The 12,271-nt window shown below is 66.7% G+C and carries 10 protein-coding genes; all 10 read right to left on the bottom strand.

The window, feature by feature from the left end; all coding sequences use genetic code 11:
- Positions 1-9: 9 nt before the first annotated feature.
- From DES41_RS05740 to DES41_RS05785, 10 genes are read right to left on the bottom strand one after another with little or no spacing between them, the layout of a single operon-like run.
- Positions 10-1,377 carry a putative O-glycosylation ligase, exosortase A system-associated gene (locus DES41_RS05740; RefSeq protein WP_114466598.1) on the bottom strand — a complete coding sequence of 456 codons (1,368 nt, stop codon included), beginning with the start codon at positions 1,375-1,377 and terminating at the stop codon, positions 10-12.
- The gene (locus DES41_RS05745) at positions 1,370-1,549 is read right to left on the bottom strand and encodes a hypothetical protein (protein ID WP_114466599.1); all 180 of its coding nucleotides are present in this window, start codon (positions 1,547-1,549) and stop codon (positions 1,370-1,372) included. The genes DES41_RS05740 and DES41_RS05745 overlap by 8 nt, the downstream gene beginning before the upstream one ends.
- A gap of 18 nt (positions 1,550-1,567) precedes the next feature.
- Positions 1,568-2,788, bottom strand: coding sequence for a UDP-N-acetyl-D-mannosamine dehydrogenase (gene wecC, locus DES41_RS05750; RefSeq protein ID WP_114466600.1), 1,221 nt, complete (start codon positions 2,786-2,788; stop codon positions 1,568-1,570).
- Entirely contained in the window at positions 2,788-3,927 is a 1,140-nt protein-coding gene (wecB, locus tag DES41_RS05755; RefSeq protein ID WP_114466601.1) for a non-hydrolyzing UDP-N-acetylglucosamine 2-epimerase, read from the bottom strand. Before wecB ends, wecC begins: the two co-directional genes overlap by 1 nt.
- Positions 3,924-5,141 carry a TIGR04063 family PEP-CTERM/XrtA system glycosyltransferase gene (locus DES41_RS05760; RefSeq protein WP_114466602.1) on the bottom strand — a complete coding sequence of 406 codons (1,218 nt, stop codon included), beginning with the start codon at positions 5,139-5,141 and terminating at the stop codon, positions 3,924-3,926. Before DES41_RS05760 ends, wecB begins: the two co-directional genes overlap by 4 nt.
- Positions 5,142-5,150: 9 nt before the next feature.
- Complete coding sequence (locus tag DES41_RS05765) at positions 5,151-6,296, bottom strand: TIGR03088 family PEP-CTERM/XrtA system glycosyltransferase (RefSeq protein WP_114466603.1); 1,146 nt, start codon at positions 6,294-6,296, stop codon at positions 5,151-5,153.
- Entirely contained in the window at positions 6,286-7,488 is a 1,203-nt protein-coding gene (locus tag DES41_RS05770) for a glycosyltransferase family 4 protein (protein ID WP_114466858.1), read from the bottom strand. The genes DES41_RS05765 and DES41_RS05770 overlap by 11 nt, the downstream gene beginning before the upstream one ends.
- 35 nt (positions 7,489-7,523) lie before the next feature.
- Positions 7,524-9,461, bottom strand: a complete 1,938-nt coding sequence (locus DES41_RS05775) for an XrtA/PEP-CTERM system amidotransferase (protein WP_114466604.1) — start codon at positions 9,459-9,461, stop codon at positions 7,524-7,526.
- Between the two features lie 16 nt (positions 9,462-9,477).
- Entirely contained in the window at positions 9,478-11,028 is a 1,551-nt protein-coding gene (gene xrtA / locus DES41_RS05780) for an exosortase A (protein WP_245965573.1), read from the bottom strand.
- An 8-nt stretch (positions 11,029-11,036) separates the two neighbouring features.
- On the bottom strand, positions 11,037-12,263 hold the full coding sequence (locus DES41_RS05785; protein ID WP_114466606.1) for a TIGR03087 family PEP-CTERM/XrtA system glycosyltransferase: 1,227 nt from the start codon (positions 12,261-12,263) through the stop codon (positions 11,037-11,039).
- Between the last annotated feature and the right edge of the window lie 8 nt (positions 12,264-12,271).

Consider the following 12,271-nt stretch of genomic DNA (forward strand, 5'->3'; position numbering starts at 1 on the left):
TCGATGGCGCTACGGCGCCTGAAGGCGCTTGCCTGCCTCAGGTGTCCCTGGTCTAGCGCCCCCCTGCTGGAGCAGATGCCCTGGCACCGGACGCAATTGCCCGAGCACGTACTGGCGCAGCGCCTCGAGCAGGCAAACAACAACGTAGTACGTCTCAAAATAGGCCAAGCTCACTCCAGCGCCGCCTATGGTGAACGCAAAGCAGGACAGGGCCAGGGCGTCGGACATGTCCCGGGCCCACAGAAGATCTCTCCTGTGGGCTGTGATCCGCCGAATCTGCAAGGCCGTGACAAAGGCATTGCCCATGATGGCCAGAAACAGCAACAGCCCCACGAATCCGTGATCTCCCAGTATCTCGAAATAGATGCTATGCGCAGCGCGCGCGTGCGTCGACGGCATGGCTGATCCAAGCAGTCCCCCCAGCAAGCCATCGGACGGGCGCACGCCGAACCACAGTTCGGCAGACTGCATGGCATGGAAGCCCGTGCCAAAAACTGGATTCTGCAATGCAAGCGCTGTCGCGACGTTCCAGGCTTCGACACGCCCCATGAATGACGCATCCTGGTCCGCGCTACCGATGGTCTCGATGCGCTGGAACCACGACTCTGGACTGAGTACGAGCACCAGGGCCACGCCCAGCATCACAAACAAGGCGGCCATGCCTTTACGCCGCGAGGTCAGCATCAGCATGAATGCCAGCATTGCCATGGCCAGAAAAGCCCCGCGAGACCTCGAGCCAATGACCGCAAGCACGGTGGCCAGCAGAACCCCGAGGAATCCCAGCCGTACCAACCGGACTTTCGAGTACTGGTACAGATAAAGCAGAATGGGCAAGGCCATCACGAGGGCAACACCAAAATGGTTGTTGTCGCTCATCTTGGTACCCGGCAAGCCGATGATTTTGTGACCGCCCGCGGTGACCAGTGTTTTCAGGCCCTCCGCCAAGCCGTGGAAACCCAGCCCCAGCGCGATGGCAATGAGCATCGCGTGCAAGCGCAGACGCGAGTTCACAAAGAAGAACATCACAAGGCAATATGTGATCGACTTCAGCAGATCTGTGTAAATCGAGAAATTGTTGCGGGCGCTGGCGTCCGCCAACACGGCGCTGACCGTGACATGGGCGACGAACAACAGGATCAGCGCGGAAGTCCTGTTGAGCCGAAACGGGCTCTTGTCGACGCTCTTGCCCACCACGAGCAACAGCAGAGTGACCAGCGCAAAAAACAGGTTGTATCGGAGCGACCCCATGAAACCCCACATGTAGTAGGGAACGGCAATCACAGAGGTCCAGCCCCAAACGAGGTAAGCCGCGAAGGCATTGGACAACGCGATGGGGACGATGACCATCATCATCCCCAACATCATGAGGTCACGCATCGCTGGCGCCCCCGCGCGCTCGCAGACCGCGCTGAACGTCGTCCGTCTTGGCGTTCAAGTAGGACAGCACACCCAGATCACGCGCTTCTGCGGGCCTTCGGTCCGCGCGGCGAATGGCCAATATCAGGAGCACCAGGAAGGTCACATCCAGGGTGAACAGCGCGGCTTCCATGTGGGTACTCTCCGTCCCTCAGCGCCAGATCCCGCGTGTATCGATCACGATCTTGTCCTTGATCGCCTCCCTGTCGATGGCCTTGAACTCCTCGTGATCGACCAGCAGCAGCAGGATGTCAGCGTTCTTCATCACGTGCTTGAGGTCGTGCAGCGGAATGTCGATCTTGTCGGCCGCGACATTCGGGTCGCACGCCAGCACCTGGCCCACGTTCTCTGCGATCAGGTCGCGCACGATGTCCAGCGAGGGCGACTCGCGCAGGTCGTCGATGTTGGCCTTGAAGGTCAATCCCAGGCAGCCGATCACGGGCGACTTGAAACGCTCGGCCTTGGCCTTCACGCGTTCGATGACCCACTGCGGCTTGGCGTCGTTGACCTCGCGCGCGGTCTTGATCAGGCGCGACTGCACAGGCGCGCTGGACACGATGAACCAGGGGTCGACTGCGATGCAATGGCCGCCTACACCGGGGCCCGGCTGCAGGATGTTCACGCGCGGGTGGCGATTGGCCAGCGCGATGGTCTCCCAGACGTTCACGCCCAGGTGATCGCACACCAGCGAGAGTTCATTGGCGAAAGCGATGTTCACGTCACGGAACGAGTTCTCGACGAGCTTGGACAACTCGGCCGTGCGGCTGTCGGTTTCTAGAATGGCACCGTTGCAGAACGTCTTGTAGAGCTCGCGGGCCTTGGCCACGGCCGCCTTGCTGGTGCCACCGATGATGCGGTCGTTGTCGACCAGCTCGCGCAGGATGTGGCCCGGCAGCACGCGCTCGGGGCAGTGCGCGGCGTGCACCTTGCCCTGCAGTTCGGGACGCGCCTCGACAATGGTCTTCTCGATGAACTCGGTCGTGCCCACCGGCGAGGTGGACTCGAGGATCACGAGGTTGCCTTCGCGCAGGAAGGGCGTGATGGCCTTGGTCGCGGCTTCCACGTACGAGAGGTCCGGCGCCTTGGGATTGCCGCCTTCCTCCTTGAACGGCGTGGGGACGGCGATGATGAAGGTGTCGCCCTCTTCCGGCGTCAGCGAGGCCTTGAGGTTGCCGCTGTTGACGGCCGAACGCACCAGCACGTCCAGGTCGGGTTCGATGATGTGGATGCGGCCGGAGTTGATGGTATCTACGGCGCCCTTGTTGACGTCCACGCCCAGTACGCTGTGGCCCTTGGTGGCCAGCATGGAGGCGGTGGGCAGGCCGATGTAACCCAGGCCCATGACGATGATCTTTTGCAGTACGTGGGCCATCAGCGGCTCTCTTTCCAGGACAGGACAGCTTCAAGGATGCGGCCGACGGCCTGGCCGTCGCCGTAGGGATTGTGGGCCCGCGACATGCGTGTGTAGGCCTCGGCATCGTTCAAAAGGTGCAGGGTCTCGCGCACGATGGCCTCGCGCGAGGTGCCCACCAGTCGCACAGTTCCGGCCTGCACGGCTTCCGGTCGCTCGGTGATGTCGCGCATGACGAGGACCGGCTTGCCCAGCGAAGGCGCTTCCTCCTGCACCCCACCGGAGTCGGTGATGATGAGGTAGGCACGGTCCATCAGGTGCACGAAGGGCAGGTAGTCGACCGGCTCGATCAGGTGCACGTTGGACAGGCCACGCGTGGCCAGGATCTCCTGGACCGGCTTGCGCACATTGGGGTTCATGTGCACCGGGTAGAGGACTTCCACGTCTGGTTGGCCGGCCGCGATGTCGGCCAGCGCGTGGCAGATGTTCTCGAAGCCTTCGCCAAAGTTCTCGCGGCGGTGGCCGGTCACCAGGATCAGCCGGCGCGAGGGGTCGAGGAAGCTGAAGCGTTCATGCATCTGCTGCTTGAGAGGCGCGTCGGTGCGCAGCTTGTCCACCACGGTCAGCAATGCGTCCACGACCGTGTTGCCTGTCACGACGATGTTCGCGGGCGCCACGCCCTCGCGCAGCAGGTTGTCGCGCGACATGGCGGTCGGGGCGAAGTGCAGGTCGGCCACCGCCCCCGTCACCTTGCGGTTGACCTCCTCCGGGAAGGGCGCGTACTTGTTGCCTGTGCGCAAGCCCGCCTCCACATGGCCGACCGCAGCACGGGCGTAGTAGGCGGCCAGGCTCGTCGCCAGCGTGGTGGTGGTGTCCCCGTGCACGAGCACGAGGTCGGGCTTCTCGGCCGCCAGCACGCTCTTCAGACCGGCCAGGATGTTGCCTGTCACGTCGTATAGGTCCTGGTTGGGCTTCATGACGTTCAGGTCGTGCTGCGGCACGATTTCGAACAGCCGCAGCACCTGATCGAGCATCTCTCGGTGCTGGGCGGTCACGCAGACGACGGTCTCCAGCCGGTCGGCAGCAGCTTGGAAGCCCTTGACCACGGGTGCCATCTTGATGGCCTCCGGGCGGGTTCCGAACACGATCAAGACCTTCATCGACCACCCTTCCGTGTGAGCCGCTCGAACGGCTCTCTGTAGTTGGCAACGCTGTTGCGCCAGTTGCGCACCTGTTCGACATGGCGGCGCCCCTCCGCCCTGAACGCGGGCCAGCGCTCGCGCTGTTGCAGCAGGCCCAACACGGCCGCCGCCAGCGCCTGCGCATCATCGGCCTTGAACAGCATGCCGGTGCGGCCATGCTCCACCAACTCCTTGTGCCCGCCGACGTCGGAGGCGACGAACAGTCGCCCCTGCGCCATGGCCTCTAGCGGCTTGAGCGGCGTCACGAGTTCGGTCAAGCGCATGGAATGCCGCGGATACGCCAGCACATCGATGAGGTCGTAGTAGCGGCTGACGTCCTTGTGCGGAACCCGCCCCGTGAACAGGATGCGGTCTGCCAGACCCAGCTGCGCGGCCTGGGCGCGCAAATTATCGTCTTGCGGTCCGCCTCCCACGAGCAGCATGCGCAGCGCGGGCTCCTTGTCGAGCAGCCGCGGCATGGCAGCGACCAGCAGGTCCAGCCCCTCGTAGGCATAGAACGATCCGATGAAGCCGACCACCGGCGCCCCCGGCACAAGGCCCAGGCGTTGCTGCAGCGCCGCGTCCGGCGGGCTGGAGAGCTGGAACGACTCCACGTCCACGGCATTGGGTACCACGCCGACCTTGGCGCTGGGAATGCCACGCGCCACGATGTCGGCGCGCAGCCCTTCGCAAATCGTGAAAACATGGTCGGCCTGGCGCACGGCGCGGGTTTCCAGCGCACGCGTGAGCCGGTAGCGCAGGCTGCCCTCGCGCGTGGTGCCGTGGTCGACGGAAGCATCTTCCCAGAAGGCGCGGATCTCGTAGGTGACCGGTATGCCGCGCCGCCGCCCCACCCTGAGCGCCGGCAGCACGTTGAGCACGGGCGAATGGGCATGGATCAGGTCGGGCCGGACTTCCTGGGCCACCTCGTCGATGCGCGTCTCGAGTTGGTGCATCAGCGCCCATTCGCGGGCCACCGGGAAGCGGTCCAGGACCGAAGGCTGCGGCGGCGTGCGAAAGAACGAAAAGCCCTCGGACTCCTCCACGGCGTGCACATCACCCTCCTGCTTGGGCGACGTCAGGTGGAAAGTGTCCCAGCCCAGCGCGCGTTGCTCGCGCAGCAGCGCTGCCGAGCGGAAGGTGTAGCCGCTGTGCAGCGGCAGTGAGTGGTCGAAGATGTGCAGGATGCGCATGGAGAAAACTCAGGCAGCAGCGCCCGAGAACAAGGTGTCGTAACGCTGCACCATGGCCAACAGGCCGTAGCACGCCCGCGCCTGGTTGCGCGCCGCCTGCCCGTGGCGCTGCGCCCGTTCGGCATCGTCGGCATAGGCGGCCAGGGCCTCGGCCATGGCCGCATCGTCCTCGGAGGGCACCAGGGTGCCGGTTTGACCATCCGCCACGACATCGGGGTTGCCACCGACTGCGGTGGCGACGATGGGCAGGCCACACGCCATGGCTTCCTGAAGCGTGCACGACGTGCCTTCGATGAGCGAAGGCAGCACGAAGCAATCCAGCATGCGCAGGACGTCGGGCACGTCGCTGCGGGCGCCGGCCAGCCAAGCCAGTTCACTCAGGCCGGCACGGGACAGGATCGCATTGATCTCGGCAGCCAGCGGCCCGTCACCGACAAACACCAGGCGGGCACGGTCGGCAAGGTCCGGACGCGCCTGCAGCAATGCCACGAAAGCACGGGCCAGGGCCGGCTGATTCTTGACGGTTTGGAGCCGGCCGACAGTGCCGATCAGCCAATGCCTCCCAGGTTCGAACGGACAGCCTGCTACAGCCGGCGCCGGGGCCCCCGCCGGCGCGAAACGCTCCGTGTCCACGCCGTTGGCGATCAGTGAGCGGCGCCTTTCCGGCACGCCAATGGCGAGCGCCAAGTAATCGTCCAGGTCCCGCGACACGCTGACGTAGTGGGACACGAACGGGCGGTAACCACGCCGCAGCCGCTGGTAGCGAACGCTCCGGCCGTTGGGGTCGTATGCGTCCCAGCCATGCTCGGCATGCACACGCAAGGGCACGCGCGCCAGCCAGCCCAGCGGCACGATCTCCAGCGCCGCCAGATTGCATGTGTGCAGCACCTGCGGCCGCAGTTGGCGCAGCAGCGAGTGGATGCGCCGGTAGAGCGGGATCGCATGACCGACCGGCTTATCCAGCGCGATGAACTCCACGTCCGGCCGCTCCACGCGCTGGCGGAAGTCATCGATGGTGGTCAGCGACACCACGGTATGGCGGTAGCGCTCTGCGGGCAGGCGGTTGATCAACTGCACGATCACGTTCTCCAGCCCCCCGATACCGAAGCGGTAGACGAAATGCACGATGTGCAGCGGTGCGCGTTCAGCCGGCATGGGCCTCCACCCTTTGCGCGGCCAGAATTTGCCGAAACAACTGCAGTTGTCCCTGGGTGGTCGCGTCCCAGGAGAAGGTCTCCGCATGGCGGCGCGTGTCGGCACGGTCCGGCAGCTGGGTGAACAGGCGGTTCCAGGCTGCGACCAGGCCAGCGCCACTGCGCTCGGGCATCAACACGCCAGCGGCTGGTTGGCTGACGACCTCGGGCGTGCCCCAGATGTCGGTGGCAATCACGGGCGTGCCGCAGGCCATGGCCTCCAGCAGCACGTTGGCCCAGCCTTCGCGGCTGGAGCACAGGGCCAAGGCGTCCGCGGCGCTGTACCACCACTTGAGTTCGGTCTGCGGCACCACACCGGCAAAGTGCACGCGCTCACGCACGCCCAGGCGCTCGGCCTGCCGCAGCAGCGCCGCCCGGTCCGGGCCCTCGCCGGCCAGCACCAGACGCACATCGGCCGGCAGCGCCGGCAGGGCGTCGATGGCCAGGTACTGCCCCTTGCGTTCGATCAGGTGGCCGACGCACAGCAGCATGCGCCCCTCGGCCGGCAGTTGCAGGCGCGCGCGCGCGGCGGCGCGCGGCTCGGGTACGAAACGCTGCAGGTCCACGCCGTTGCGCAGGGTGTGCAACTTGCGTGCATCACCGCCGAGTTCCTGCAGACGGTCCATCAAGGCCTGGCAAACGCCGATAGACGCGCTGGCTGCCCGCTCCGTCGACTGGATCAGGCGGCGCGGCACGGCGTAGTCAGGGATGAGGTTCAGGTCGGTTCCGCGGGCCGTGACGACGAAGGGCTTGCCCAGCCAGCGCGCCAGCAGGCTGGCCGCGACGCCGTCGGGGTAGTAGTAGTGCGCGTCGATCAGGTCGAAGCCGAAGCCTTCGCGCTGCAGGCGGCGGATGGTCTTCAACGCGCCCAGCGCCATGGCGAACGGCGCAGTGCTCATGCCGACCTTGGGAAGCAGCACATAGCGCGGGTGGTGTACTTCCAGCCCGTTGCGCTGCTCAATGCGTGGCGTCGCCGCGAACTTCGCGTACTCGCCGAAGCGCTGGCCCTGCAACGGAAACCAGGGAACGGGCGCGACCACACGGGCCTCTACCGCACCGGTCTTGAGCAGTTCGCGCAGGCGCGTCTCGACGAAGATTCCATGGATCGGGCGTGCCGTGCTGGGAAATAGGCTGGAAAACAGCAGGATGCGCAGCGGCGCCTGCTCGGCGACCGCGGACGGGGGAGTGCTCAAGCTGCCACCCCGATCGCAGCGGCCTGCTCGGCCATAGGAGGCCGCTCTTGTTGCCGCAGAAAGGCCTCGAACATCAGCAGCGTCCACAGCGGTGCCGAGAAGTCGCGCTGGCCGCTCTGGTGCTGGCGCACCATGCTGCGCAGCTGGTCGGGGTCGAAATAGCCCGCGTCCGCCATGCGCGGACCCAGCAGCGCCTCGCGCGTGCGCTCGGCCAATGGGCCGCGCAGCCAGCTCGCCAGCGGCACCGAGAAGCCCATCTTGGGCCGGTAGAGCACATCGGCCGGCAGGCGCGGCTCGAACGCCTTCTTGAGCAGGTACTTGCCTTCCTGCCCCTGGATCTTCAGCGCGCTGGGCAGCGTCGCCAGCCACTCGATCAGCTGGTGGTCCATGAGCGGCTCGCGCACCTCCAGCGAATGTGCCATGCCGGCGCGGTCGACCTTGGTGTTGATGTCACCGACCAGCCAGGTCTTGTAGTCCAGGTACTGGACCAGGGCCAGCGGGTCGTCGGTGCCGGCACGTTCGGCGTGCGTGCGGAACATGTCCAGCGCGCTGTAACCGCCCAGCTGGCGCTTGAAGCCGGCCGAGTACAGGCGCTCGCGCTCGTCCGCACGCAGCACCGACACGCTGTGCAGGTAGGCCTGGGCCGAATCGAAGGCCAGCGCCTGGAAGGTGGTCTTGGCACGCAGCACGCGCGGGGCCCAGTCGGCCTTGGGATAGATCTTCCCCAACGCGCCGAACACGGGCCGGCGCAGGCCCAGCGGCAGTGCGCGCCGGGCCTTTTCTTCGGCCAGGTGCAGGCGGTAACGCCGGTAGCCACCGAAGCTTTCGTCACCGCCATCGCCGGACAGCGCCACCGTGACGTGCTTGCGCGCCATCTGGCACACCCGGTAGGTTGGCACGGCAGAACTGTCTGCGAAAGGCTCGTCGTAAAGCCAGGCCAACGTGTCGATCAGGTCGAAGTCGTCGCTGCCGACGATGTCCAGGCTGTGGTCCGTCCGGTAGCGGTCGGCCACCATCTGGGCGAACTGCGATTCGTTGAAGCGCGGATCGTCGAACCCGATGGCGCAGGTCTTGATTCGGCTGCCGTCCACCTGGGCCATGGACGCCACCACGGCGCTGGAATCCACGCCGCCGGACAGGAAGGCGCCCAGGGGCACGTCCGACACCAGGCGCAGCCGAACCGACTCGTCGATGCGCTGCAGCAGCTCGGCCTGTGCGTCCTGCAGGCTGATCGGGTTGTCCAGCGTGAAGCGCACGTCCCAGTAGGCCTGCGGCGCGGGAATGCGCTCCATGCCGCGGCGCAGCAGCAGCTTGTGGCCGGGCGGCAGCTTGAACGCCCCCTCGTAGATGCAGCGCGGATCGGCCACGTAGCCCACCGCAAAGTACTCTTCGACGGCGAGCGGATCGATTTTGCGGGCGAACGCTGGATGGGCGGTGATCACCTTCAGTTCGGAGCCGAACACGAAGCTGCCGTCGGGCAGCAGCGCGTAGTGCATGGGCTTGACGCCCATGCGGTCGCGCGCGAGGAATAGCACCTGCTGGTTGCGGTCCCACAGTCCGAAAGCGAACATGCCGCGCAGCCGGTGCAGGCAGTCCTCGCCCCAGGCCTCCCAAGCGTGCACGATGACCTCGGTGTCGCTGCGTGTCTTGAAGACATGGCCCAGCGCCTTGAGCTCGGTGGTCAGCTCGCGGTAGTTGTAGATCTCGCCATTGAAGACGATGACGACCGAACCGTCTTCGTTGAACTGCGGCTGGATGCCGGTCGCCAGATCGATCACCGAGAGCCGGCGGTGGCCCATGGCCAGCCCCGGCTCCAAATGCAGGTCAGCCTCGTCCGGGCCCCGGTGGGCCTGGATGTCGTTGATGGCCGACATCAATGCGGGGGAAAACGCACGTTTGCCGCGCAGGTCGAACAGGCCCGAGATTCCGCACATGCTGCTGCTCCTTGCCTCAGCGCTGCCGCGTCTGCTGCAGGCTGGCTTCGATGGCCTGCCCGTTGGCCTGGACGAATGCCGCCAGGGTTTGCTGCGCCCGGGCGGCAGACTCCCCGATCGGCGTGTACACCACGACCACGGCGGAATCGTCGCCGCGCCCGAGCAGCCGCGAGAGTGCGCCATGGACCTTGGCCAACACATCGCTGGTGACCAGGCGGCCGTTGACCCAATAGACCTGCCAGGCCAGCAGGCGCACCGCGCCCGCGCTGCCGACGAGCGAGGCCCGCAGCTCGGCCTGCCGCACCGGCACGGCGCCACCGGGCCAGGGCGCACTGGCGGTGCCAGCGCCGACCTCCGCCCAGTCCTTGTCCGAGTAGGTGACCAGTTGGTTCGAGGACGACACCAGCTTGCGCTCGGCATTCTGGCTGCGGTAGTAGCCGATGTACAAGCCGACCGGCTGGTCGCCCTTCACAGCCCCCTGGAACAGCTCGGCCGAAGGATTCTGGAAGGCGGGCTTCCAGTCGGGCGACGGCCGCTCGGCCATCTGCCAACCGTCTTGCAGGCTGCCCTGCAGGGCCAACTGCGGCGGCGTTTGGTTCTGCGCGTGCGCCAGCCCCCAGACGACACCGTGGGGCGCCAAGACCACCAGCGCCAATGCCAGCAGCACGGCCGGACGGAAACGGCCGGACGCGCCGCCGGTGGCTGTCAGCGGCAGCGTCATGTCGGGCGACGGTTCGGACCAGCGTGCGCCGATCGCGAACATCAGCATGATGACGATGCCGAAGAACATCCAGCCGTAGATCAGGTGATCGACGCCCGTGGCGATGGTGTTGCCCGAGTAGTGGCCAAGCATCACGATGATGTAGGCGCGCAGCCAGTTCGCCACGATGGGCACCAGGATGGACACCAGCACGAACAGCGCACGCCGGCGCGCCGAGCGGTAGTTCAGGTAGGCGAACAGCGCGCCGACGGTGACCGACGCGATCAGGTAGCGGATGCCGCTGCAGGCCTCGACCACGGACCAGTGGCCCGAGGGGATGACGAACTGCTGGCCTTCGCGGTACACCGGGATGCCGCTCACGCGCAGAGCCAGCACGGTGAAATCGGCCGTCCACTCCATCAGCCGCGGCATCATGAAGTCGCCGATGGGCACGGCGAAGAACATGAAGCCCAGGGGGAACAGCAAGGCCAGGGCCACTTGCCAACCCAGCACCGCGGGCACGGCCAGCACCACGAGCATGGTCAGTGCCAGCTGTGTCGCAGCATTGACGGCCACCAGGTCGCCCAGCAACCACAGCAATGCCGCGCCCAGCATCAACACGACGGCCATGGGACTGGGCTCGGGCACGAGGCCGGCCAGTCGGTGCCGTTGCCGCCACACCAGCCACAGCACGATCGGGGGCACGAGCAGGCCGTGGGCATAGGTGTCCGATCGCAGCCAGATGGCGACCATGGCAGTGGCCGTCTCGCGGTACAGCAGCAACAAGGCCACCAGCGTCAAGACCAGCAGCGCCAGGGGCCGGCGCCAATGCGCAGGCAGACCCGGCGCGGAAGAAGAAGGGGCCATGCTGGCGCTCATGTCGGTATCAGTGCCGGTGCGGCCGTCGGGGCCGATGCGATGGGAAGGTGCCGGTCGATGCCGGAAAGGTGCGCGTCCCAGCTGAAGCTGGCCAACACTTTGGCGCGTGCCGCCACGCCTGCCGAAGCGGCCTGCTGCGCGTCGGCCAACAGGGTCTCGACCTGCGCAACGAAGGCGTCGGCGTCGGCGACCGGGAACATCTCGACGCCATCGCGCGCGCCGATGGCCTGGGCGCACTCAGCGCTCGCCACCACGGCCTTGGCCATCGCCATGGCCTCGAGGATCTTGTTCTGGATGCCGCGCGCCACGCGCAGCGGCGCCACCACCAGCGCTGCGTGCTGCAGGTAGGGGCGCACGTCGTCCACGGTGCCGGTCACGGTCACGGCCTCGGAGGCCAGCGCGGTCACCGCCGGCGCGGGATTGCGGCCGACGATGTAGAAGCGCAGGCGCGGCCAGCGCTGGCGCAGTGCGGGCAGCATGTCGGCGCAGAACCAGTTGACCGCGTCGATGTTGGGCCAGTAGTCCATGGCACCGGTGAACACCAGCGGCAGTTCATCGACCGCATAGGGCGAGGCGCGCTGCGGGTCGGGGGAGAAAAACTGCGCGTCCACACCGTTGCACAGCGGCTCGACGTTCTCGCCGCTGCCCTGCGCCTGGCTGCGGAACAGCTCGGTCTCCTGCGGGGTGACGAAGAAGGAGCGCCGCGCGCGCTGCGCCACGGCACGCTCGAATGCCAGCAGGCGTTCGCCCTCGCGCCTGTACAGCCAGGACAGCGGCCAGGGGCGTGCCGCGGCGTACTGGGTCCACTTGGCTGAATCCAGGTCGACGAAATCCACCAGCATCGGCAGATCGGCCGGAGCGTACTGCGCCATCGCGGAGGAGAACACCACGGTGGCGTCGACAGTCTCGGTCGCCAGCGTTTCGCGCACCCAGCGCGCCAGGGCCGCATCGCGGTAGTAGGCCAGCGTGAGCGCCTCGCCGCGCAGCAGCCCGGACAGGCTGCGGAGCTTGGCCCGCCTGGGCCGCAGCGGCACCACATGCAGCTCGGGACAGATCGCGCGCAGCGCGGGCAGGTGGACTTCGTCCTGCGGATCGTCGATGAAGGTGCCCAGCAGCACACGGTGCGTGCGCTGCAGATGCCGCAGCAAATGGTACGAACGCACCTTGTCGCCCTTGTTGGGCGGGTAGGGCATGCGGTGCACCAGGTACAGCAGCGTGGCCATCGGGGGTC

Source organism: Pseudorhodoferax soli (genome assembly GCF_003337555.1).
GTDB lineage: Bacteria > Pseudomonadota > Gammaproteobacteria > Burkholderiales > Burkholderiaceae_C > Pseudorhodoferax > Pseudorhodoferax soli.